General features: G+C 68.7%; 18 protein-coding genes. 9 read left to right on the top strand and 9 right to left on the bottom strand.

Going from position 1 to position 22,528, the window contains the following annotated elements; genetic code table 11:
* Positions 1-12 precede the first annotated feature (12 nt).
* On the top strand, positions 13-426 hold the full coding sequence (locus tag LPB260_RS27160) for a hypothetical protein (RefSeq protein WP_208708985.1): 414 nt from the start codon (positions 13-15) through the stop codon (positions 424-426).
* 30 nt (positions 427-456) lie between these two features.
* Here the strand turns inward: LPB260_RS27160 and LPB260_RS27155 are convergent, their stop codons facing one another.
* Positions 457-1,383: a LysR substrate-binding domain-containing protein gene (locus tag LPB260_RS27155; RefSeq protein WP_208708984.1), complete on the bottom strand. Its 927-nt coding sequence runs from the start codon at positions 1,381-1,383 to the stop codon at positions 457-459.
* Positions 1,384-1,584: 201 nt separating this feature from the next.
* Here LPB260_RS27155 and LPB260_RS27150 point away from each other — a divergent pair, with 201 nt between their 5' ends.
* The 4 genes from LPB260_RS27150 to LPB260_RS27135 all read left to right on the top strand — a co-directional run bounded on the left by LPB260_RS27150 (position 1,585) and on the right by LPB260_RS27135 (position 5,101).
* Positions 1,585-1,755 carry a hypothetical protein gene (locus LPB260_RS27150; RefSeq protein WP_208708983.1) on the top strand — a complete coding sequence of 57 codons (171 nt, stop codon included), beginning with the start codon at positions 1,585-1,587 and terminating at the stop codon, positions 1,753-1,755.
* Positions 1,756-1,765: 10 nt separating this feature from the next.
* Positions 1,766-3,043: a Coenzyme F420 hydrogenase/dehydrogenase, beta subunit C-terminal domain gene (locus LPB260_RS27145; RefSeq protein WP_208708982.1), complete on the top strand. Its 1,278-nt coding sequence runs from the start codon at positions 1,766-1,768 to the stop codon at positions 3,041-3,043.
* 346 nt (positions 3,044-3,389) lie between these two features.
* Positions 3,390-4,517: a TauD/TfdA family dioxygenase gene (locus tag LPB260_RS27140; RefSeq protein ID WP_208708981.1), complete on the top strand. Its 1,128-nt coding sequence runs from the start codon at positions 3,390-3,392 to the stop codon at positions 4,515-4,517.
* Entirely contained in the window at positions 4,517-5,101 is a 585-nt protein-coding gene (locus LPB260_RS27135) for an HD domain-containing protein (RefSeq protein ID WP_208708980.1), read from the top strand. The genes LPB260_RS27140 and LPB260_RS27135 overlap by 1 nt, the downstream gene beginning before the upstream one ends.
* Positions 5,102-5,140: 39 nt before the next feature.
* Here LPB260_RS27135 and LPB260_RS27130 read toward each other — a convergent pair whose 3' ends face one another.
* From LPB260_RS27130 to LPB260_RS27105, 6 genes are all read right to left on the bottom strand, one after another.
* On the bottom strand, positions 5,141-6,115 hold the full coding sequence (locus LPB260_RS27130) for a diguanylate cyclase domain-containing protein (protein ID WP_208708979.1): 975 nt from the start codon (positions 6,113-6,115) through the stop codon (positions 5,141-5,143).
* On the bottom strand, positions 6,112-9,672 hold the full coding sequence (locus LPB260_RS27125) for a PAS domain S-box protein (protein WP_208708978.1): 3,561 nt from the start codon (positions 9,670-9,672) through the stop codon (positions 6,112-6,114). Before LPB260_RS27125 ends, LPB260_RS27130 begins: the two co-directional genes overlap by 4 nt.
* A gap of 398 nt (positions 9,673-10,070) precedes the next feature.
* Positions 10,071-10,442 (bottom strand): RidA family protein, encoded by a 372-nt coding sequence (locus LPB260_RS27120; protein ID WP_208708977.1) that lies wholly within the window; start codon positions 10,440-10,442, stop codon positions 10,071-10,073.
* Between the two features lie 76 nt (positions 10,443-10,518).
* A complete protein-coding gene (locus tag LPB260_RS27115) occupies positions 10,519-12,081 on the bottom strand; it encodes a BCCT family transporter (protein ID WP_208708976.1) in 1,563 nt (520 codons plus the stop codon).
* 47 nt (positions 12,082-12,128) lie between these two features.
* Positions 12,129-13,118, bottom strand: coding sequence for a membrane dipeptidase (locus LPB260_RS27110; RefSeq protein WP_208708975.1), 990 nt, complete (start codon positions 13,116-13,118; stop codon positions 12,129-12,131).
* 11 nt (positions 13,119-13,129) lie between these two features.
* The gene (locus LPB260_RS27105) at positions 13,130-14,572 is read right to left on the bottom strand and encodes an aldehyde dehydrogenase family protein (protein ID WP_208708974.1); all 1,443 of its coding nucleotides are present in this window, start codon (positions 14,570-14,572) and stop codon (positions 13,130-13,132) included.
* A 93-nt stretch (positions 14,573-14,665) separates the two neighbouring features.
* Between LPB260_RS27105 and LPB260_RS27100 the strand changes: the two genes are divergently transcribed.
* The 4 genes from LPB260_RS27100 to LPB260_RS27085 all read left to right on the top strand — a co-directional run bounded on the left by LPB260_RS27100 (position 14,666) and on the right by LPB260_RS27085 (position 18,975).
* The gene (locus LPB260_RS27100) at positions 14,666-15,583 is read left to right on the top strand and encodes a LysR family transcriptional regulator (RefSeq protein WP_208708973.1); all 918 of its coding nucleotides are present in this window, start codon (positions 14,666-14,668) and stop codon (positions 15,581-15,583) included.
* A 161-nt stretch (positions 15,584-15,744) separates the two neighbouring features.
* Positions 15,745-17,466: a hypothetical protein gene (locus LPB260_RS27095; RefSeq protein WP_208708972.1), complete on the top strand. Its 1,722-nt coding sequence runs from the start codon at positions 15,745-15,747 to the stop codon at positions 17,464-17,466.
* Positions 17,466-18,212, top strand: a complete 747-nt coding sequence (locus tag LPB260_RS27090; protein ID WP_208708971.1) for a DUF3726 domain-containing protein — start codon at positions 17,466-17,468, stop codon at positions 18,210-18,212. The genes LPB260_RS27095 and LPB260_RS27090 overlap by 1 nt, the downstream gene beginning before the upstream one ends.
* Positions 18,213-18,237: 25 nt before the next feature.
* On the top strand, positions 18,238-18,975 hold the full coding sequence (locus LPB260_RS27085) for a TSUP family transporter (protein WP_208708970.1): 738 nt from the start codon (positions 18,238-18,240) through the stop codon (positions 18,973-18,975).
* A 5-nt stretch (positions 18,976-18,980) separates the two neighbouring features.
* Here the strand turns inward: LPB260_RS27085 and LPB260_RS27080 are convergent, their stop codons facing one another.
* A complete protein-coding gene (locus LPB260_RS27080; protein ID WP_208708969.1) occupies positions 18,981-20,060 on the bottom strand; it encodes a lipocalin-like domain-containing protein in 1,080 nt (359 codons plus the stop codon).
* Complete coding sequence (locus LPB260_RS27075; RefSeq protein WP_208708968.1) at positions 20,050-22,527, bottom strand: FtsX-like permease family protein; 2,478 nt, start codon at positions 22,525-22,527, stop codon at positions 20,050-20,052. Before LPB260_RS27075 ends, LPB260_RS27080 begins: the two co-directional genes overlap by 11 nt.
* Position 22,528: the final 1 nt, after the last annotated feature.

Below are 22,528 nucleotides of genomic sequence, written 5' to 3'. Positions count from 1 at the left end.
GCGGAGCGCTCCATGTCCCAGCTCGACCCTCAGCAACGCCTGGCCGCCCGCCAGGCCATCCTCAGCCACCCGGACGCCCAGGACTGCACGGTCTACCGCCCGGACGACAACGATCCCGACGCCGAGGAGCGCGACCTGGGCGATGCCAAGATCCTCTTCACCGGCTCCTTCCAGCCGCCGCAGGAGTGGGATGCCCGGCAACGCGACGAGTACTGCGGCGACAGCGCCCCCGAGCTGTTCATGACCGCCGCCATCGAATGCGAGGCCAAGCCCTCGTCGGCGGCCTACTTCAGCGCGGAAATCGGCGACTACGTAGCGACCATGCCGGGCCTGGGCGAGGTGGTGATGTTCTATGTGCACGACTGCGTGGACGCGGACAACGGCCGCAGCTACGTGCTGATCCGCGACGACGAATCGCTGGACTGAAACCGACCCGGGCCGGGGCCGGACGCGTCCTCAGGTCGCCGCCACCGTCTCGGCGAGTTGCGCCTGCAACCACTCGACGACCGGCTGCACCAGGCTGCTGTTGCGGTGCTTGCTCGCCAGCAGATAGCCGTGGTCGCCCCTGACCACCTTGGGCTGCAGGGCGAGCAGGCGCCCTTCGGCGATCGGCTGCTGCACCAGCTCCGACCAGCCTAGCGCCATGCCCTCGCCCTGCAGGACGGCACCGAGCAGCAACGGATAGTTGTTGAACTTGAAACGCGCCGCGTCCGCCACGGGGGCGAGGCCGGCCAGCGTGCACCAGCGGGGCCAATCCAGCCAGCGCGGATTGTTCTGGTCCATGTGCAGCAGCGGCACCTGCGCCAGCACTTTGTCGTCGACGTGGCCAGCCAGGCCATGGCGCCGGGCGAACGCCGGACTGCAGATGGGAAACACCACTTCCGCCGCGAGCTGCACCTCATTGGCCCGGCAGCTGCTCAGGTGGCCGAAGCGAATGGCGATGTCCGCCTCGGCCATTTCCAGGGCGGAGTCGGAGTCCACCGGGGTCACCTCGAAGCGGTAGCGCGGAAAGGCGCGCTGCAGCTCGCTCAAGCGCGGCAGCAGCCAGGCATGGGCGAAGCCGAAGTTGGCGGCGAGCGACAGGTTCGGCTCGACGGCCTGGGCCTCGTCACGCAGCTTGGCCACCGCGGCGTTGATGCTGGCGAGGGCGCCAGACAACTCGCCGTAGAGGAAGCGGCCCTGCTCGGTCGGCGCCAGGCGGCTGCCGGTGCGATCGAACAGCACGCGGCCGATGCTCTCCTCCAGCACGCGGATGCGCTGCGAGATCACCGGTTGCGTGGTGCCCTGTTCCTGAGCCGCCGCCGTCATCGAGCCGAGGCGAAACGACGCCTCGAAAGCGAGCAGGGCTTTCATCGAGGGCGGCTGATGGCGATCGGAAATCATAAAAATACTGCATGCCTCGGCATCAAGAAAAAAGGGCTGTGCAATTGGGAAGAAAGCTGCTTATTCTTCGCCGCGAGATGGATGCGGGCGGGCAAACAGTCGCGCCGGCAGATCGTTACATACTCCAGCGGCTTCGACCAAGGGATGCCTAGAGCAACCCATGGCTGCCGCAAGGCCAAAATAAGAATAAGGCTCATCACCATGGCATTGACCCAACTCTTCAAGCTCGCGCGGGCCAACCGCCGCGCCCCCGTAACCCCCCAGGAAAACCTGGCCGAGCGCCTGAGCACGGCGGCCGTGCCGAGCTTCGCGCGCGCCCGCCAGAGCCTGGAGATCCCGGCCCAGCGCTGGCTGACCCCGCCTCTGATCTAGGTAGACGCGGATGCCCCTCGCCGTTGAAGAAATAGTCGAGAACGGCCTGTGCATCGGCTGCGGCCTGTGCCGCACCATTGCCGAGCCGCAACAGATCAGCCTGGTACTCACCCCCGAGGGGCGCGAACGGCCGCTGGTGCATGCGCCCCTGAGCGAGACGACGCTTGAACGCATCAACGCCGTCTGCCCCGGCACGCGCATCGAGGGCGCGCAGCCGGCAAGCCAGACGCCGGACGCCCAGCATGACCTGATCTGGGGCGCGGCCGAACGGCTGGCGATCGGCTATGCCGGCGACCCACAGGTGCGCTTTCGCGCCTCCACCGGCGGCGTACTGACCGCCCTGGGGCAGTTCCTGCTGAACAGCGGACGGGTCGATTTCATTCTGCATGTCGGCGCCTCGCGCCAGCAGCCGATGCGCAGCGAGCGCCGTCTCAGCTTCGATGCGGCCGCGGTCCTCGAGGGTGCCGGCTCGCGCTACGGCCCGGCGGCGCCGCTGCTCGACTTCAACGAAATCCTCGAGCGCCGCCAGCCCTTCGCCCTGATCGCCAAACCCTGCGATATCACGGCGGTGCGCAACCTGGCCCGGCTGGACCCGCGCGTCGACCAGTACATGCGGTACGCACTGACCCTGGTTTGCGGCGGCGCCTCGGACCTGACCAAGTCGGAAGAGGTACTGGCCCAGTTCGGTCTCCAGGAGGACCAGCTCAGCCTGTTCCGCTACCGCGGCAACGGCAACCCGGGCCTGACCCGCCTGGAAACCAAGAGCGGCCAGGCCTTCGAACTGACCTACCAGTCGATGTGGGAAAAAGAAGACAAATGGATGCTGCAGCCACGCTGCAAGATCTGTGCGGATGCCATCGGCGAGAGCGCCGACCTGGCCGCCTCGGATGTCTGGCCCGGGGGCGGGCCCAGCGGCGAGGATGAAGGCTTCAACGGCATCATCGTGCGCACCCGGCGCGGCCTCGAGCTCTATCAGGCGGCGCTCGCCGCCGGCGCTATCGAGGTGCTGCCCGAGCCGGTCGGCTTTCGCGACTTCGATCGCTTCCAGCCGCACCAGGTGCGCAAGAAACGCGCGGTGTGGGCGCGCCTGACCGGCATGAAGGCCGCAGGCCAACCCGTGCCGGAGGTGCACAACCTGCGCCTGATCGAATGCGCCCAGCTCAACTCGCTAGCCGAGAATCTCCACGAGGCCCGCGGCACCCGTGCGCGGGCCAAGAGCGGGCGCATGAGCGAACCCCGCCCCAGCCCCCGTGGTCCCGACGCGGTGGTCACGCCCGAACGCGGCTAGCCCCCTCACTGCGGCTGTGCGCCCCAAGCGGGCTCGGCCCGCGAACAGCGCCGGATCGCCCCCTCTGCTGCGCGCGGCAATGCCGCGCCGAGCGGCCCGCCCAGCCTCGGGCGCGGTCGACTATCCATAAGTTTTTTGCATGCCTGCGTATCAACTAACGCGGCTGGGCCGCCACCGCGCCAGATGCGACCATTCGCTTACCACCTGCGACAACCATGGCATGGGTAGGTTGCAACGAAGCCGCCGAAGAGCGGCCAGGCAATGCAGCGACTTTGGCCTCGGCGCGCCAGCGAAAGCGCTCGAAAAACTGCCCCCCAAACAGCATCTGCATCACGGGATACAGGCGATGAAAAACATTGAGGTCATCTTCGAGCAGGCTCCACCGGCGGTAAGCGTCCGCGCCGATGGCGCAATCACCGAGCTACCGGCGCTCTGGCTGCGTGAACGCAGCCAGGACCCCACGCAACTGGATCACAAGACCCAGCAGCGCCTGTTCGACTCCCACGCCATCGATCCGGAAATCGCCCTGCTTGCCGTGGAGCCGGTCGGCGCGCGGCAGGCACGGCTCGAGTTCAGCGACGGTCACCGCTCCCTGTATGACTTCTCGTTCCTGCAGGCCGAGCTGGACGCCGATGACGCCTTTCCGGCCGCCCAGGGCTGGGACAGCAGCCTCGATCAGCGCTCGGTGCGCTTCGGCTGGCCGAACATGCAGGTTCCCGAGCAGTTCCTGGCGGCGCTCGATACCTACCTGCGCTACGGCTTCATCGTCCTGACCCAGGTACCCACGGAACCCGAGAGCATTCTCGATGTGGCCGCCAAGTTCGGTTACCTCAAGGAAACCAATTTCGGCCGCTACTTCGAGGTCTTCTCCAAGCCCGATGCCAACGACCTGGCCTATACCGGCGTGCACCTGGGCCCCCATACCGACAACCCCTACCGCGACCCGGTGCCGGGCATCCAGTTGCTGCACTGCCTGGTCAACGAGACCAGCGGCGGCCTGTCGACCCTGGTCGACAGCGTCAGCGTGGTGCGCGAGCTGGCCGCGACCGATCCAGAGGGCTATCGGCTGCTCAAGGACACCTCGGTCAAATACCGCTTCATCGACAAGGGCACCGAGCTGGTCAGCCACAAGCCGATCATCAAGACCGACGAGCACGGGCGCACGCTGGGCGTGCACTACAGCCCCCGCCTCGATGGCCTGCCGCTTCTGCCGATCGAGCAGATGAAGGCCTATCACCGTGCGCGCAAGCGCCTCGGCGAGCTGTTCTGCGACCCGGCCTACGAGATCCGCTTCCCCCTGCGCGCCGGCGAACTGATGCTGTTCGACAACAGCCGGGTGCTGCACGGGCGCAGCAGCTTCGATCCATCCGAGGGTCCAAGACACCTGCAAGGCTGCTACATCGACCTCGACGGCCCGCGCGAACGCTACGCCAGCACCCTTATCCAGCTCAAAACCATCAAGGAAGTCGCCTGATGAACAGCGTGCAATTCACCCAGATGAAAGACGGCACCGCCGAGGAGTACGAATTCCTCGACCGCCTGGAAACCGAGTTCAACCAGAACCTGCCCGAGCGCATCCTCAAGGCCCTGGCCGAACTGGAGCACAGCCTGAGCGGCTATCAGGTCAGTCGCCTGCAGCACTCGCTGCAAACCGCCGCCCGCGCTGAGGCCGACGGCGCCGACGAGGACATGATCGTCGGTGCCCTGATTCACGACATCGGCGACGAACTGGCCCCCTACAACCACTCGCAACTGGCGGCCTCGGTCATCAGGCCCTACGTGCGTGGCGAGGTCACCTGGGTACTGCACCACCACGGGCTGTTCCAGAACTTCTACTATGCCCACCACTTCGGCGGCGACCGTAACGAGCGGGACCGCTACAAGGACCATCCGGCCTACCAGCTGTGCGTCGACTTCTGCGAGAAATGGGACCAGGCCTCGTTCGACCCGGCCTACCCGACGCCGAGCCTGGAGCATTTCCGCCCCATGGTTCAGCGCGTGTTCAGCCGCAAGCCCTTCGACCCGGCGGTGATCGGCGAGGAATACGCACTGCTTTGAGGTTCAGACGCGGCGCGCCCAGGGCCTGGCTGACCGGGCTCAGGGCCGCGCCGCTTCACCACGCGGCGCCGAGGTCAGGCCGCAGCAGACGCGCCCACGCCCCTGCTTCTTGGCCCGATAGAGCTGCGCGTCGGCCTGGGTGATCAGCGCCTCGCAGGAGTCGCTCGAGTCCGGGTCCAGCACGGCCGCACCGATGCTGACGGTCAGCACGGCGGCGACACTGGAGTCGAGGTGCTCCAGGTTGAGTTGGCGCACCGTCTCGACCAGACGCTCGGCGATGACCCGTGCGCCCTTGGCGTCCGTCTCCGGCAGCAGGAAGGCGAACTCCTCGCCACCGTAGCGCGCCGCCAGGTCGCCGGGACGCTGCATGTTCGCACTCAACAGCGCCGCCACCTGGCGCAGGCATTCGTCGCCGGCCTGGTGGCCATAGCGATCGTTGTAGGGCTTGAAGCAGTCGACATCGATCATCAGCAAGGCCAGCGAGGTGCCGTTGCGCCGGCTGCGCCGGTACTCCTGCCCCAGCCGCTCCTCGAACTGACGCCGATTGGCGATCCCGGTCAGGCCGTCGACGAAGGCCATTTCGCGCAGGCGATCGGCCTGAAACTTCAGCGCCAGGTGGACATTCACGCGATTGCGCAGGGTCAGCGGATTGAACGGCTTGTTGACGAAGTCGACGCCACCGGCGTTCCAGCAGGCCGTCTCTTCGTCCAGCGACTCGTGTCCGGTGACGAAGATCACCGGGATCGCCCGGGCATCCGGCAACCGCTTCAACTGCCGGCACAGCTCGAGTCCGTCCATGCCCGGCATCATGACGTCCAGCAGGATCAGGTCGGGGGCCGAACGGGCATAGATCCTCAAGGCCTCCTCGCCGCTGGTGGCCATGAACACCTCATGCTCGGCAGAAAACAACTGGTGGATCAACTTGACGAACACCGGTTCGTCGTCGACCACCAGCAGGCGCGCACGCCTGCCGCCGAGGTCGTAGGGGCCTGGCCCTTCGCCGCCTATGCTCATGCCCCCTCCGTGCTCTCCAACAGCGCCTGGCACTGTGCCGCTGCCGCGGTGAAATCGAGTTGCTCGATCGCCTCGCCGAGCTGCTTGAATGCGTGCACTGACGCCCCCTGATAATGCTTGTGCAGTCGGTCGTAGACGCACAGGGCGTCCATGTTATTGGCCTCGAGCAGCCGCCACAACGCCAACAGCTCATTTCTGCCGTCCTGGTCATCCAGCGGCGCCGCTGGCGGCGGCACGGCGGCCAGCTCGGCTGGTTCGGCTGCGGTCTCGAGCAGCGCCTGCGCCGCGCTCACCGCGCCCTGGCCCGCCTCCATCAGCGCCGCCCGCATGGCCGTCCAGCGTTCCTGCGAACAGCCCGGGGCGAGCAGTTTGCAGGCATCGGCGGCCAGCGCGGCAAATGTCTCGGCGCCGATGGTCGCGGCCAGCCCCTTCAAACTGTGCAGCTGGCGCAGCAGCCCTTCCCTTTCCGGCTCAAGGGTAATCGGCAGCTCGGCAAGCTGGGCCTGCGCATCGCTGCTGAACTTACCCAGCGCCTGCTGGTAGATCCGCCGGCTGCCGTCGAAACGGCGCAATGCGGCCTCGTCATCGAGCACCCTGCGCGCCGCCCGCGGCGGCGCCACGGCGGGCGCGGGCGCAGCGTCGGCGCCACGCCCGCTCAGTTGACGGATCACCGCCACCAGCGTCGCCAGTTCGAACGGCTTGCCGACATGCTCGTTCATCCCCGCGTCCAGAGCGGCCGCGCGGTCGGCCGGCATCGCGTTGGCCGTCATGGCGATGATCGGCAGTTGTTCGCGAGTGTAATGGCGGCGAAGCTCGCGGGTGGCCTCGTAACCGTCGATGCCGGGCATCTGGATGTCCATCAGCACCGCATCGAACTGCGGATCGGCCCCCTGTACCGCGGCGATGCCCACCTGGCCGTCGCTGGCCACCGCCACCTCGGCCCCGGCGCTGATCAGCAGTTCGCGGGCCACCAGCTGGTTGGTCGGATTGTCCTCGACCAGCAGCAGGCGCAGACCCGACAGCCCGCGCGGTCGGCCCGGCGTAGCGCGGGCGGCCGACGGCGCCTTGCTCGCGGCCGGCCCACTGCCTTCGGGCGCCTCCGCGCGCTGGCAATCGAGGCTGAACGCCTGTGGATCGTGCGTGATCGTTTGCCCCTCGCTCGTCGAGAAGTCGAACATGCCGAGCTGGGCCTGGCCGGCTGCCTCGGCCTGTTCCTTGGCCCCGCGCAGGGTCGACTCGACCTGGCGCTGCGCGCTGATATCGAGATTGATGCCGGTAACGCGCAGGGCCTGGCCCTGATCGTCGCGCTCCACATAGGCGCCGGCCTGGATATGGCGGATCTGGCCATCCGGCAGCACGATGCGGAACACCGGGTCATACTCCCCACGCCCCTCGACGGCCGCCCGCAGCGCCGCCTCCGTCGCCTCGATGTCCTCGGGATGGACCCGCGAGCGCCAATGGGCGTAGTTGAGGCCCTGTCCGTTCAGGCTCGGCGGCTGTTGATAGAGCTCGAACATGCGGGCGTTCCAGATCAACGAATCGTCGGCCGGCACCCAGGTCCAGATGCCGAGCCTGGCGACCTCGACGATCTTGGCCAGCTGGTCCCGGGTGGCCAGCAACTCGCGCTGGCTCTGCTGCTGCCGGGAAATATCCGAGGCCATGGCGAGGTAGCCCTGGATGACCCCGTGCTCGTCGCGCAGCGCGCTGATATCCAGCAGCACCGCCAGCCGGGTGCCGTCCTTGCGCAGCACCGACCACTGGTGCCGATTGGCCACGCCACGGCGGGACTTGGCCACCAGCACCTCGAACCCTGGCCCCAGCGGCTGCTGCAGTTCCCGGGCGAACGCCTGGGCGCGCTCCGCAAGCTCCTCGCCATCGTGCCAGAGCAGCGGCGTCTGGCGCCCCAACAGCTCCTCGGCGGCATAGCCGAACAGCTTCTCCGCGGCCGGGTTGAACAGGGTGATCAAGCCGTCCAGGTCGGTGGCCACCATGGCGTAGCTGGCATCGGCGACGATCGCCTGCTGCAGGGACGCAAGGCGTTGAATCTGCTGGGTGCGTTCGGCCACCTGGCGCTCGAGCGCGGCGTTCATCTCGCGGACCTTGCGCTCGGCCAGACGCTGCGCGCTGACGTCGCGAATGGTGTCGGCCAGGCCGGCGACGCCGTTGCCCTGGGCGATGATCGGCGTGACCAACAGGGATACGGCGAACTCGCTGCCATCGCGGCGCCGGCGCACGGATTCGATCCCCGGCACCGGCTCACCGCCGGCGGCGCGGCGGTGAATCGAGGCATCCTCCTCGATCTGCTCCGGCGGCACGATCAGCTCGGCCAGTGGGCGGCCGACGGCCTCGTTGGCGGCATAGCCGAACATCCGCTCGGCGGCCGGGTTCCAGCTGCTGACCACGCCAGCCAGGTCGGTGCCGATGATCGCGTCCTGGGCGCCGCCGACTATGGCCGCCAGCTCGGCGCGGCGGCGATAGAGCGTGCGCCGCTGGCGTTGAAAGGCGAACGCCAGCAAGGCGGCGAGCAGGCCGCCGCCGAGCATCGCCAGCAGGGCGGTCTGACGCGCGGAGGCCACGGCGGCCACCACCGGCGCCTCGGTCACCGCCATGGCGATGGTCAGGCTACGGCCGTCGCGGGCACCGGGATTGAGGCGCAAGCGACGGGTCACCGCATAGGCCTGGGTGGCGGCGTTCTGCAGCAGTTGCAGCTTGCGCGAGCCGGCCGGCGAATCCAGCTCGCGGAACTCGTCCTGCCAGCGCCAGGTGCGGCCGGGTTCGAAGGCAAACGCCTTGTTCGGGTCCGGGTGCAGGAGGAAATAGCCGTTCTGATCGGTCATATAGACCCGCAGCTGCTTCTCGTCCGAACCGGTCTGCATGGTGGCCAGCAGTCGGCCGGCATCCAGGTCCACCAGGACGATGCCGAACAGCTCGCCGGCACTGTCGAACAGCGGGGTCGCCACCCGCATGGTCGGCACCAGCGGCGACCGCTCGTCGCCGTGCTCGCGGCTCAGTTCGATGGCGGAAATATGCACCTCGTTGTCCTGCAGGCGGACAGCCTCGCGGAAGTACGCGGCATCGCCGCGTGACTGCAGCTGGTTGGGCGCCTGCACCTGCACCCGGCCCTTGCGCTGGACCACGCGAATCAGCTCGCGGCCCTGGTCGGCGACGCCGATCAGGCGCACCTGCAGCACGTCGGGGGTGGTGCTGACGAAGGCGCTGAAGATGGTTTCCAGGCGGCTCTGCCACGACTCATAGGAGCTCTGCCCAAGCGCGTCGAGGCCTTGCTGATGGCTGGCCGCCACCATTCCCAGGGCCGGGGGCGTCCTGGCGAGCAAACGCACCTGCTGGCGACGCCGGTCGATCTGCCGCGCCAGCGACTCGACACGCAGCTGACTGAGCGACTGCAGTTCGCTGTGCAGCAGTTGCAGCGCACGCTCGCGCTCGCTGCGCCCGGCGACGAAGGCTACCGCTGCGGCCAGCAGCGCCCACAGCAGCAACGCGCCGAGCGCCATTCGCCAATCCAGGTTGCGCAACAGCTTGGCTCGGGTTGCACGCACTTGCTCGCTCCTTCGGCTCAATTGATGCGACGGCGTGCAGTCGAAACCATGGGTTTCGCCGCCCGGACCCTCGCCCACTGGCGCGTCAGGCCCGCCAGCGCAGGCTGCATGCTGCCTGCGCTGGGCGCGAATCTCAAGCTGGCCGAGGCCCGCGCATGAGACGAACGCGCCGTTCAAGGAGCCTTCCCTTGCCCTGAGCATTAAAGGTAGACGCTGCGCCGGCGCCAGGCCGACCGAGGGTGACAAGCGCCGCCTGTCTTGTGGACAGGCGGCGCTTGCGCAGGCGGGGGTCAAAGAGACCTTGGTCGGCGCGGTCGGCCGACAAGGTGGGTGAGCGCCGAGGGCGCTCGGCACGCCCGGCGGGATCACCGCTCAGGCACGCCATGCGGATGCCGGAATCAGGCGCTGGCGTAGACCACCAGCTCCACCAGCATTTCCTCGCGGGCCAGGCCGGCGATGACCATGGCCGCTCGGTTCGGGTAAGGGGCACTGAAGTACTCGGCATACACCGCATTGACCGTGGCCAGGTAGCTGCGGTCGGTGACGTAGATCAGCACCTGGTTCACCGCGTCCAGGCCCAGCCCCGCGCACTCCAGGGTGTGCTTGAGGTTGTCCAGGGTCTGGCGGGTCTGCGCCTCGATGCCGCCGGGCACCACCTGGCCCTGGACGTCGATGGGGATCTGCGCGGTGTACAGCGTGCCGTTGCCGATCACCGCCCACTCCAGCGGGGCCTTGGACGGGAACAGCTGGGTCTTCACGGCCTGTTTCATGGCGTGCTCCTGGTTCGAGAGAGGAATAAAAAAGAGGGAGGTGGCTTGCGCCACGTTCCCCCAAAAGTTGCGGGGATTAGAGCCCTTGCTCGTCGGCCATGCGCTTGGCGATCTGCGGCGCGTTCCACAGCGACGGCAGCAGGATCAGCGACACCGGCACGGCGGTGATGACGATGAACGATTGCAGCGCGCTGATGCCGCCGGCGCCGATGGAGATCAGCAGCGCCGCCACCACGCCCATCATCACGCCCCAGAACACGCGGATCTCGGCGCGCGGGTGGTCGGTACCGGTCATCACCATGGAGATGGTGTAGGTCATCGAGTCGCCGGTGGTGGTGACGAAGATCACCGTGAGGATCAGAAACAGCACCGACATCAGGTAGCCCAGGGGCAGCTGCGCGGTGATCGCCAGCAAGGCGCCGGGCAGGTTGAAGCCGGCGAAGGCCTCCGACACCGAGCCGGGGTTGCTCAGCTCGAAGGACAGGCCGCTGCCGCCGACGATGGTGAACCAGAAGCAGGTGATCACCGGCGCCACCACCGAGATGGTCAGCACCAGCTCGCGCAGGGTGCGACCGCGGGAGATGCGCGCGACGAACATGGCCATCAGCGGGCCGTAGCCGAGGAACCAGCCCCAGAAGAACACCGTCCACCAGTCCAGCCAGGCCGGGTCGGCGCGGAAGGTGGCCATCGGGATGAACTTGTCCAGGTAGATGCCCATGGCCTGCAGGTAGGCGTCGACGATGAAGCCGGTCGGCCCCAGCAGCAGGATGAACAGCATCAGCGCCACCGCCAGGACCACGTTGATCTGGCTCAGCCACTGGATGCCGCGGGCCACTCCGGACACCGCCGAGAGGGTGTAGACCGCCACCAGCACGCCGATGATGGTCACCTGGGTGGCGTAGTCGTTGCTGACGCCGAACAGCTTCTCCAGGCCGAAGCTCACCTGCAGGCCGAGGAAGCCGATCGGGCCGATGGTGCCGGCGACCACCGCCAGCACGCAGCAGGCGTCGATCAGGGCGCCGAACCAGCCGGTCATCACGCGCTCGCCGAACAGCGGGTAGAGCAAGGTGCGCGGCTTGAGCGGCAGGCCCTTCTCGTAGTGCAGGTGCATCAGCACGATGCCGGTCAGGCTGCCGAGGATCGCCCAGGCCAGGAAGCCCCAGTGCATGAAGCTCTGCGCCAGCGCGTTGTAGGCCGCCTGCGGGGTGCCGGTCTCGCCGCCGTGCAGCGGTGGCGGCGAGAGGAAGTGCGCCATCGGCTCGGCCGCGGCCCAGAACACGCCGCCGCCGGCCAGCAGGGTGCACATGATCACGCAGACCCAGGTGAAGGTCGGCATCTCCGGCTTGGCCAGGGCGCCAAGGCGCACCCGGCCGGTACGACCGAGGGCCAGGTAGAGGCCGATGACGAAGGTCAGCAGCAGCAATACCTGCCAGTAGGCGCCGAACAACTTGGTCGACCAGGCGAAGGCGCCGTTGACCCACTGGGTCATCAGTTCGATGTCCCACAGGGCGAGGACGGCGAACAGCAGGACGAATCCGCCGCTCATGAGGAACACCGGGATATCCACGCCGTGCAGCAGTTTGCCTTTGTCGCTCATCACCGGTGCCCCCGTTTGGGTAGCCGTTTGGGTGCTATTCATTACAGCCTCCTGACAAGAATCTTGTACTTGTTGGTTGTTCAGGACCGTTATTGGGCAGGCTTGAGCCCCTGTTCCAGGGTGTTCAGCCAGTTGAGACCCATCACCTTGGCGGTGTCCTGCGCAGTGAAACCGCGCTGCAGCAGGCCCTGGGTGATATTGGGGAAATCGCGGCTGTCGCCGAACCAGCCGAGCGGCTTGGGCCAGTCGGCGTTGCTCGCCGAGCCCTCGCCATAGTCGACCTGCTTCGACCAGCGGCCGCTGCGCATCCACTCCAGCACCGACTGCGGCTGGTTCTGGCACAGGTCGGTGCCGATGCCGATGTGGTCGATGCCCATCAGGTCGGCGGTGCGCGCGACCATGTCACAGAACTGATCCAGGCTGCAGTCCGAGCCGTTGTGCAGGTGGAAGGGATACAGGCTGAAGCCGAGCAGGCCACCGGACTGGCCCAGCTCGCGCAGCACGGTCTCCGACTTGTTGCGCTTGGCCGGGTGGAAGAACGCCGGGTTGGCGTGGGAGATGATGATCGGCCGGCTCGACAGCTCGATCGCCTCCAGGGTGCTGCGTTCGGCGCTGTGGGACATGTCGATGAGCATGCCGACCCGGTTCATCTCGGCGATGGCCTGCTTGCCGAAGCGGGTGATGCCGCTGTCGCTGCCCTCGTAGCAACCGGTGGCCAGCAGGCTCTGGTTGTTGTAGGTCAGCTGCATGATCAGCAGGTTGAGCTGGCGGAACACCTCGATCAGGGCGATATCGTCCTCGATCGGCGAGCAGTTCTGCGCGCCGAAGAACACCCCGACCTTGCCCAGCTCCTTGGCCCGACGGATGTCGGCGGCGCCGGCCACCGGCATGATCAGGTCGCCGTGCTGCTCGAAGCGGCGGTTCCACTCGCCGAGGCGGCTCAGGGTCTCGCGGGCGTTCTCGTGGTACACCAGGGTCGCGTGCACGGCGCTGACGCCGCCCTCGCGCAGTTGGGTGAAGATCTCGCGGGACCAGTTGGAGTACTGCAACCCGTCGATCACGATCAGTTCGTCATGCATGGCGCACGCCCTCAGGCACGGATGTAGGTGGTCTTGACCACGGTGTAGAACTCGCGGGCGTAGGTGCCCTGCTCGCGCGGGCCGAAGCTGGAGTTCTTACGGCCGCCGAAGGGCACGTGGTAGTCGGTGCCGGCGGTCGGCAGGTTGACCATCACGCAGCCGGTCTTGGCGCGGCGCTTGAAGTCGCTGGCGACCTTCAGCGACTGGGTCATGATCCCGGCGGTGAGGCCGAAGTCGGTGTCGTTGAGGGTGGCCAGGGCCTGCTCGTAGTCATCGACCTTGATCACGCAGGCGATCGGGCCGAACACCTCGTCGCGGTTGATCTGCATGTCGTTGCGGGTGTCGACGAACAGCGCCGGGCGCATATAGAAGCCTTCGTACTCCTCGTCGATGCGCTCGCCGCCACAGGCCAGCACCGCGCCCTCGGCCTTGGCCTGCTCGATGTAACGCAGGTTCTGCTCCAGCTGCTTGCCGTCGATCACCGCGCCGATCTGCACGCCCTCGCGCAACGGGTAGCCGACCTTGAGCTGGCCCATGCGCTCGACCAGCCTGGCGACGAAGCGGTCGTGCACGCCGGCGGTGACGATCAGCCGCGAGGAGGCGGTGCACTTCTGCCCGGTGCCGAAGAAGGCGCCGTTCAGCGCGCAGTCAACGGCCTGCTCCAGGTCGGCGTCGTCGAGCACGATCAGGGCGTTCTTGCTGCCCATCTCCAGCTGGCAGCGGACGAAGTTGGCGGCAGTGGCGGCGGCCACCTTGCGCCCGGTCTCCACCGAGCCGGTGAAGCTCAGGGCCTGGATCTTGTTGGAGTGGATCAGCGCGTCGCCGACCGTGGCGCCGCTGCCCATCACCAGGTTGAAGGTGCCGGCGGGCAGGCCCTGGCGGGAGATGATCTCGGTCAGCGACCAGGCGCTGGCCGGCACCGCGTTGGCCGGTTTGAACACCACGGCGTTGCCGAAGGCCAGGGCCGGAGCGATCTTCCAGGCCGCGGTGGCCATGGGGAAGTTCCACGGGGTGATGACGGCGACCACGCCCACCGGCTCGCGGCGGGTCTCGATCTCCACGCCGGGGCGCACCGAATCGGCGGTCTCGCCCATCTGGCGCAGCACTTCGGCGGCGTAGTAATGGAAGAACTGGCCGGAGCGGTAGACTTCACCCATGCCCTCGGCCAGGGTCTTGCCCTCTTCGCGGGCCAGTTGCTCGCCCAGTTCGGCCTTGCGCTCGATCAGCTCGTCGCCGATGGCCATCAGCACCTGGTAGCGCTGCTCCAGGCCGCTCTGCTGCCACTGCGCCTGCCCTGCCTCGGCGGCGGCCAGGGCCTGCTCGACCTGCTCGGCATCGGCCTGGGCATACTGGCCCAGCACGTCCTGGATGTTCGCCGGGCTGATGTTGCTCACGCTGGCGGTGCCGGTGACCCATTCACCGTTGATGTAGTTGCGGAAGATATCAGTGGACATGTGCGCCTCCTCTCAAGCTGTAGCCGAATGGTAGGCGCGCTCCGAAATAAACTAAAATTAATAGTAAATATTGTTTGATAAGGAAAACTTACCATGCTGCCCGAGCTGAAGATCGCCCAACTGCGGCATTTCGTCTGGGTCGCCGAGCTCCAGGGCTTCCACGCCGCGGCGGAAAAAGCGCACCGCACCCAGCCGGCGATCTCCCTGTCGATCCGCGACCTGGAGGGCAAGCTCGGCCAGGCCCTGTTCGAGAAGCGCAATGCCCGCGCGGCGCGACCGGAGCTGACGCCCTTCGGCGTGCAGTTCATGGTCTACGCCAAGGAGCTGATCGCCCACCACGACCGGGTGGTCAACGACATGAACCTGATCGCCCAGCACAAGTCCGGGCACCTGCGCATCGCCTCGGTTCCCTCGATCGCCAGCCGCCTGCTGCCGGACATCCTCGCCCGCTTCATCGGCGATGCCACCGACCTGCACGTCAGCCTGTTCGACGACAGCTCCGAGGCGGTGCTGGCGATGGTGGAGAACCAGCAGGTGGACTTCGGCATCGCCAGCCTGTGGGAGGCGGACAGCGACATCCGCTTCACCCCCATCTGGGAGGACAGCATCGGCGTGGTCTGCCGCGACGACCATCGCCTGGCCGGCGAGGCGCAACTGGGCTGGCAACAGCTGAACGGCGAGCGGCTGATCGCCAATGGCACCTCGCGCCTGCTGGCCGGCACCGAGGCCGAGGAGCTGGTGGCCGACTCGCAGTTCTATATGTCCAACATGATCTCGCTGCTGGCCATGCTCGAGGCCGGCATGGGCATCACCACCCTGCCGCGCTTCGCCTTTGCGGCCGGGCATGAGCGCCTGCGCTTCATTCCCCTGAGCGATCCGCTGGTCAGCCGCGACATCGGCATCGTCTGCCTGGCCAACCGTTCCCTGCCGGTGGCGGCCCAGGCGCTCTACGAATTCATCCTGCGCGAGAACGCACTGAATCCGGCGCGGGCCGACGATGGCTCCAGCTGATCGAAACCACCATCTATATAAGTTTCACTTATCAGCTGATAGGCCGATCTGAATTGCTCCGGGCCCGGCCTTGCACCACCATCGGCGGCAGATAAAAACAATCTGCCGCACCCTGCGGGTCAAACCGCCGGGTGTGCACTGCACCAGTCGAGGGCAAGCCTATGAGCACTCCTTCCAGCATCGATGCCGCGAGCGGCGGGGCCCAGTCCCTGCGCATGCGTCCAGCCCACGTGGTCATGGACCTGGAGCGTCTCGGCAGCCTGCACCAGAGCCGCCTGAGCTTCATGCGCTGCCTGGTGCGCAAGATCATGCGCGAGGGCTGGCGGATCGAGCCACGGCGCTTCGACCTGGATGACCAGGGCTACGGCACGGTGATCTACCGCATCCAGACCAGCGGCGACCTGTTCAGCTTCGTGCTGTTCTCCCAGTACCTCGACCCGGACAAGCGCAACGACCGGGTGATCGCCAGCGAGTGGGACCTGACCATGGCCCTGTGCGAGGGCGAGGTGGACGACGACTACGTCGAGTTCCTGCGCCGCAACGTGCCGCTGCAGGAAGCCGGACGCCTGGACTCGCGGGTGATGGTGCTGTCGCGGGCCAACCGCAGCGTGCGCAATTTCGACAGCGTGGTCGAGGCGCTGAGCGCCGGCCGCCAGCCGCAAGTCGAGCAGATCGCCCGGGTCGGCTACCTCTACCGCACCACCGCGGTGTATGGCAGCGGCAAGCTGGGCATGGCCGACTGGGAGAAGGTCAGCAGCAAGCACCCGGACTTCGCCCGCCCGTTCGCCGCGGAGATGTTCAACTGCTTCATGCTGCGCAACTTCAGCCTGCAGCAGGCCGAGCACATCGCCCGCCGGCGCGCGCCGGACACCGCCGTGGCGCTGCAGCCGCAGCTCAAGCGCTACTTCGGCATCGGCAACTCCACGGGCCTGGGTATGGCGCCCTACCTGATCAACCATCCGCAGCTGGTCGGCCGCTGGATCGAGATGCGCGAGCTGGCCCTGGCCCGGGTACGCAGCCTCGGCCAGGTCACCGCCGAGCGCCTGGCGCGCCTGCACGTCCTGGTCACGCGCGGCATCTTGCACATCGAGCAGACCGTCACCGAGGACGCCTGGCAGACCGAGAACAACCGGGTGGTGCTGGAGGACTTCGCCGCCCTGCAGGACTGGCTCGCCACGGTGCGCCTGGAGAGCTGGGCGCAGCTGCTGGCCTGGGCCGAGCGCCAGCTCAGCCTGCAGGCCCAGGAGCTGCTCAACTGCATCCTGCTGGAACTCTACCCGGAGCTGGTCGACAACCTGGAGGACAGCTTCGCCCTGGTCGAGTCCCTGGAGCTGCAACCGCAGATGCCGGCCCGCGAGCTGCGCAGGCTGATCGAGCAGCACTACGCCTGGGCCCTGGCCATCGACTTCGAGGCCGAGGGCGCCACCGAGACCTTCTGGTACCGTTCCGAGGAGAAACAGGAGCCGCGCCTGGGCAACTGCAGCCTGGAGAGCGGGCGCGACAAGCAGATGCCCCTGGGCATCGGCTACCTGGCCCAGCAGTGCCATCGCCAGCTCTGCGCCTACCTGGCCGAGCACCCCGAGCAGTGCACCGCCAGCTTCCTCCTGCGTCATCCCGAGCAGCGCGGCATCGTGCGGCGCATGCAGAGCATGGCCAAGACCCACTACGGCGAGATCCAGGCCAACCTGCTCGACCGCGACGTGCTGCCGATGCACCTGCTGCGCTGCAAGCTGGCCTTCTTCGGCGTCAGCAAGTTCGACCCGCGCTCGCGCCTGTGGGTGCGCAACACCATGTTCCAGGGCGCCCCGCTGCTCGAGGACATCGGCCAGCCGTTCGAGGACGACTGGTTCCTGCCCCTGGCCCCGACCCTGGAGACGTGCTGATGCTGATTTCGTCGAATGAACTGACCGCCCTGCTCAAGCGCGTGTTCGAGGGCATGGGCTACCCGGTGGGCTACTACGAGGACGCCGCCGCCCTGGTCAAATGGCTGCAGGTGCACGGCGAGCAGGGCTTCGGCGAATTGCAGCGGGCGCTGCCCTTCGTCGCCGACCGCGAGCGCCCGGCGCTGCAGCTGCTGGCCGAGGAGAGCCAGGCTCTGCTGTTCGACTGCCACGGCCGCAGCGCCCTGAACTGCCTGCCGAGCATCATCGAGCTGGCCGAGACCAAGGCCCTGGAACAGGGCTGCGTCAACGTCAAGGTGCGCAACTGCCACAACCGCAAGTTCGTCCTCAAGCTGCTGGTCGACTGCGCGCGCCAGGGCATCAGCGGCCTGGCCTACTGGCAGAACGGCAAGCAGCCGGTCAGCGAGCATGTCGCCAGCATCGCCGCCGGCGCCGCCTACCCGACCTACAGCGAGGCCCTGCTGGTCGACCCGGCCACGGCCGACACCCAGACCCTGACCCTGCTGCTGAGCACCCGCATCGACCTGCTCGGCCAGCTGCACGGCAACGCCAGCCAGCGCAGCGGCTACCGCCAGGTCAGCCCCGAGCAGTTCGCCCGCGCCTACCAGGGCGCCCTGGAAGGCGGCATGGATATCTCCATCGAACTCTGGCAACAGCTCAACCAGCTGGCCGAAGCGGTGCTGGTGGAGAACTCCGAGCAGTCGCGCAGCGGCGCCGGCGGCCGCTGAGGACCTCGGCCCGAGCCGCACAACCATGACCTACGGTGCCGTCGACTGCCTGGCGCTGCTGATCGTGCTGGGCGGCAGCCTGGTGCAGGCCCTGCTGGGCATCGGCTTCGCCCTGCTCGCCGCGCCGCTGCTGTTTCTCCTCGACCCCGGCTATGTGCCGGGGCCGATCCTGCTGCTGGGCCTCGTCCTGGCCTGCTGCATGCTGCTCGGCAAGCGCCAGCCGCTGGCCTGGCGCCGGCCGCTGCCGGCCATCCTCGGGCGCCTGCCCGGAGCCTGGTGCGGCGCCCTGCTGCTCGGCCTGCTGCCCGCCGCCTGGCTCGGCCTGCTGCTGGGCGGCAGCGTGCTGCTGGCGACGCTGTCCAGCTATCGCTGGCTGGCCCTGCCGTGCAGCCCGCGCAACCTCGGCATCGCCGGTTTCTGCTCGGGCCTGATGGGCACCGCCACCTCGGTCGGCGGCCCGCCCATGGCCCTGGTCTACCAGGGGCGCAGCCGCGTCGATGCCTGCGACGAGCTGGCCGCCTTCTTCCTGCTGAGCACCCCACTGTCGCTGCTGGTCCTGCTGCACCAGGGCCGCCTGCCCCTCGACCAGCTGGCCGGCGCCGTGAAGCTGGCGCCCGCGGTACTGGCCGGCTACGGCCTGGCCCGCTGCCTGGAGGGCCGCATCAACCAGCGCAGCCCGCGGCAGCTGCTCCTGCTGCTGTCGCTGCTGGCCGCCGGCGGCCTAGTGCTGGTCAGCCTGTGGCGACTACTGCGCGGCGGCTGAGCGGCCTATCGGTAACCCGTCATCTCCAGGTAGCCCACGCCCGCGTGGCTGCCGCCGAAGCGGATCGGCCCCTCCCAGTAGGGGAAGCGGGTGGCCATCCAGGCCTGCTCGTGCAACGGCACGCTGTCGATGGCCAGGCCCTTGACCGGGACGCGCAGGGTCCAGGCGGTCGGCAGGCGACGACCGGCGACCCGGCTGTGGTGGCGCGGGGTCATCTGGATATCAGTCCCGGCGAGGGCCTGGCTGCTGCCATCGGCACCGATCCAGGTGCCGGCGCGGTAGTGCTGGCCGTCGGCGTGGCGCAGCTGGAACAGCATCAGCTTGTCGCCCGAGTCGAGGTGCAGGGAAAACCAGTCCCAACCCAGCTGATCGGGCGCCAGCGGCTGGCTGCTCCATTCGCGGTCGAGCCAGGCCTGGCCGCTGACCTGATGCCGCTGGCCGTCCAGCTCGACTTCCCCGCGAATCCGCAGGAACGGCTGGCTGTAGTAGTAGGACGCCTGGCCCTGGCCGGACTTCTGGCTGTAGCCGCCCTCACCATGCAGCACCGGCCCCTGGTCGCTGGTCAGATGCAGGCGATAGGCGAAGTCGCGGCCGCGGGCCTGCAGTTGCAGCGCGCCCAGGCCACCCTGCTGCGGCGACAGGCTGCGCAGCCGCCAGTCGTCGATCCAGGCCTGCAGCGGCGCGGACGCCACCCCGGCCTGGCCGACCCCGCCACGGGCGAAGGTCTCGGCGAAGCGGTGGCCATGGGGGCCGGTCAGCGCCGCATGGCCCATCCACAGCTGGCGGTTGCTCCAGTCCGCCGCATTGGCGCCCGGCTGTAGGGCGCTGCGAAACAGCGTCCACTGCAGGCCCCAGTCGCGGCCCTGCCGGTCCTTGAGGTTGGCGGTGAGGTACCACCACTCGATGCGGTAGTCCGGATGGGCAGCGTGGTCGGCGGGGAACGTCAGCACGCGCCCTGGTTCGACCCGGGCGAACGCCTCGGCGGTGCTGCCCAGTCCGGCGAAGCCCTGGGGCGGCGGCGCCTCGCCCTCGCAGGCGGCCAGCAGCCACGCGGCCATCACCAGGCCGAGGCGTCTAGCGTTCATCGACGAAGCTCCGCAGCAAGGCCGCCGGCGTGCTGCGCGCCAGGCGCCACAGCGGCCAGGCCGCCGCCAGCAGGCTCGCCAGCAGGGCCAGGCCGAACAATTGCAGCAGCTGCCAGGGAAAGACCTGCAGCGGCAGGCGCCAGCCGAAGGCCTGCACGTTGATCACCGCCACCAGCCACCAGGCCAGCAACAGGCCCAACGGCAGCGCCAGGAACAGGGTCGCCGCGGCCAGCAGCAGGGTCTGGCCGGCGCTCAGCCAGGCCAGCCGTGCCCTCGCCACCCCCAGCGCCCAGAGTGGCGCCAGCTGGTTCAGGCGCGTCTGCCCCAGGGTCAGCAGGCTGATGAACAGCGCCACGCCGGCCACCCCCAGGGTCAGGCTGTTGAGGGCGGCGGTGGCGGCGAAGGTGCGCTCGAACACCCGCCGCGACCAGGCCTTGAGCGCGGCCTGGTCGATCAGCCGGCTGTCATCCAGGGCGAAGCGCGCCTGCAGGGCCTGGATCAGCGCCGGCACCGCGTCGCTCGCCAGGCGCAGGCTGTAGCTGCGCGGCGCCAGTCCCGGCCAGTGGCGCAGCAGGCCCGTCGCGTCGACCAGCGCATGCCCCTTGGGGTTGCCGTAGTCGGCGTAGATGCCCAGCACCTCCAGGCTCCAGTCGCCCTGCGGGGTGGGCAGGCTCAGGCGCGCGCCCAGACCCAGGCCCAGGCGCCGCGCCAGTTGCTCGCTGAGCAGCAGGCCCTGGCCGGCGGCCAAACGCTCCCAGGCCGCGTCCGCGGCGTTCAGCAACGGCCAGTGCGCGCGGTAGTGGGGGTGCTCGCGGATGCCAGTCAGCTCGACCGGCCAGCCGTTCAGCGGCAGCTCGACCCGCCAGCTCGGCAGCACGGCCTGTACCTGTTCCTGGCGCTGCAACCAGCGTTCGATGGCCGCGCCTTGCTCGGAGTCCCTCGGCGTCAGGTACAGCTCGGCGGCCAGGCGCTGGTCGAGCCAGCTGCCGAAGGTCTGGCGAAAGCCCTCGGTCATGCTGCCGACGCCGACATTCGCCGCCAGGGCCAGCAGCAGCGCCATCAACGCCAGGGCCAGGCCCGGCAGCTGCTGGCGACTGTCGGCGACGAACCACTGAATCAGCGGCCCGCGGCAATGCGGCAGCAGGGCCTCCAACAGCAGGTTGAGCAGCACCGGCAGGGCCAGGGCCGCCCCCAGCAGCAGCGCGGCGAGGCCGACGAAGCCGGCCTGCAGGCTGTCGCCCAGCCACAGCGCCAACCCGGCCAGCAGCCCCAGGACGGCGGCCAGCCAAGCCTGGCGGCGCAGGCTGCGCGCCTGGGCCTGCTGCCAGGCCTGCGGCTGGGCCAGCGCCAGCACCGGCAGGTGCGCGGCGCGCAGCAAACTGGCGGCGCCGGCCAGCAGCGCGCCGAGCAGGCAGATCGCCAGCGCGCCCAACCACCAACTCGGCGCGAGGCTGAGCTGGCCGGCTACTTCGGCGCCATACAACCCGCGCAGGCTGGCGGCGACATCCGGCAGCAGCCAGGCCGCCAGGGCGTAGCCGCTGGCCAGGCCGGCCAGGCCGCCGAGCAGGCCCAGCGCAGCCAGCTCCAGGACCAGCGCCAGCAGCAGGCCGCGCAGGCTGACCCCGCAGGCGCGCAGGCTGCGCAGCAGCGCGCGGCGCTGCTCCAGGGCCAGGCCGAAGGCGGCGTGGACGATGAACAGGCCGACGACGAAGGCCAGCAGGCCGAGGGCGCTGAGGTTGAGGTGGAAGCTGTCGGTGAGGCGCGCCAGATCGGCCGCCGGGTCGCTGCGCCGCAGCACCAGCTGCGCGGCCAACGCCGCCGGCAGTGGCCTGTCGGCGGCGACGAAGTCGCCATCGAGCAGCAGCCGCGACAGCCGCCCGGGGGCGTCGAGCAGGCGCTGGGCCTCGCCGATGTCCACCAGCAGCACCCCGGGCGCCAGTCCCGGCCGGATCTGCAGCGGCGGCAGGGCCCGGCCGGACGTGCTGAGCGGACGGGCACCGGGCGCCAGGCCGAGTTGCCCCAGGGTCTCGGCGGTGATCCAGGTGCGTCCCGGCGGGCCGAGAAAATTGGCCAGCTGCTCGCGATCACCCGCCGCGCCCGCCAGCCCCGTGCCGGCGGGCAGGGTCAGGGGCTCGATGCCGATCAGCTGCAGGCGCTCCTGCTCCAGCCCGCGCAGGCGCAGAACGCCTTGCAGCAGCGGCGAGACCGGCCAGCCGGCGCGGCGCAGCGTGACGAAAGCCTGCTGGTCGAACAGCCCGCCCTGGCGTGCGACCAGGGCGTAGTGGCGATCGCCACCGAACAGCTGGCTGGCCCGCGCGTAGCTGTCGCGGGCCTGGCCGTTGAGCGCCTGGACCCCGGCCCACAGGCCGCAGGCCAGCCACAGCCCGGTGAGCACGGCGAACAGCTGCAGCGGATGGCGCCGCCAATGGCCGGCCAGGGCGCGCAGGGTCCACCCGAGGACGGCCATC

Source organism: Pseudomonas sp. LPB0260, from assembly GCF_013388395.1.
This window is presented reverse-complemented; position numbering and strand designations above follow the sequence as displayed.

Bases quoted from the DNA above. Each gene is read 5' to 3' on its own strand.
- LPB260_RS27160 (WP_208708985.1), top strand. From the start codon at position 13: ATGTCCCAGCTCGACCCTCAGCAACGCCTGGCCGCCCGCCAGGCCATC.
- LPB260_RS27155 (WP_208708984.1), bottom strand. From the start codon at position 1,383: ATGATTTCCGATCGCCATCAGCCGCCCTCGATGAAAGCCCTGCTCGCT.
- LPB260_RS27150 (WP_208708983.1), top strand. From the start codon at position 1,585: ATGGCATTGACCCAACTCTTCAAGCTCGCGCGGGCCAACCGCCGCGCC.
- LPB260_RS27145 (WP_208708982.1), top strand. From the start codon at position 1,766: ATGCCCCTCGCCGTTGAAGAAATAGTCGAGAACGGCCTGTGCATCGGC.
- LPB260_RS27140 (WP_208708981.1), top strand. From the start codon at position 3,390: ATGAAAAACATTGAGGTCATCTTCGAGCAGGCTCCACCGGCGGTAAGC.
- LPB260_RS27135 (WP_208708980.1), top strand. From the start codon at position 4,517: ATGAACAGCGTGCAATTCACCCAGATGAAAGACGGCACCGCCGAGGAG.
- LPB260_RS27130 (WP_208708979.1), bottom strand. From the start codon at position 6,115: ATGAGCATAGGCGGCGAAGGGCCAGGCCCCTACGACCTCGGCGGCAGG.
- LPB260_RS27120 (WP_208708977.1), bottom strand. From the start codon at position 10,442: ATGAAACAGGCCGTGAAGACCCAGCTGTTCCCGTCCAAGGCCCCGCTG.
- LPB260_RS27115 (WP_208708976.1), bottom strand. From the start codon at position 12,081: ATGAATAGCACCCAAACGGCTACCCAAACGGGGGCACCGGTGATGAGC.
- LPB260_RS27110 (WP_208708975.1), bottom strand. From the start codon at position 13,118: ATGCATGACGAACTGATCGTGATCGACGGGTTGCAGTACTCCAACTGG.
- LPB260_RS27105 (WP_208708974.1), bottom strand. From the start codon at position 14,572: ATGTCCACTGATATCTTCCGCAACTACATCAACGGTGAATGGGTCACC.
- LPB260_RS27100 (WP_208708973.1), top strand. From the start codon at position 14,666: ATGCTGCCCGAGCTGAAGATCGCCCAACTGCGGCATTTCGTCTGGGTC.
- LPB260_RS27095 (WP_208708972.1), top strand. From the start codon at position 15,745: ATGAGCACTCCTTCCAGCATCGATGCCGCGAGCGGCGGGGCCCAGTCC.
- LPB260_RS27090 (WP_208708971.1), top strand. From the start codon at position 17,466: ATGCTGATTTCGTCGAATGAACTGACCGCCCTGCTCAAGCGCGTGTTC.
- LPB260_RS27085 (WP_208708970.1), top strand. From the start codon at position 18,238: ATGACCTACGGTGCCGTCGACTGCCTGGCGCTGCTGATCGTGCTGGGC.
- LPB260_RS27080 (WP_208708969.1), bottom strand. From the start codon at position 20,060: ATGAACGCTAGACGCCTCGGCCTGGTGATGGCCGCGTGGCTGCTGGCC.
- LPB260_RS27075 (WP_208708968.1), bottom strand. From the start codon at position 22,527: ATGGCCGTCCTCGGGTGGACCCTGCGCGCCCTGGCCGGCCATTGGCGG.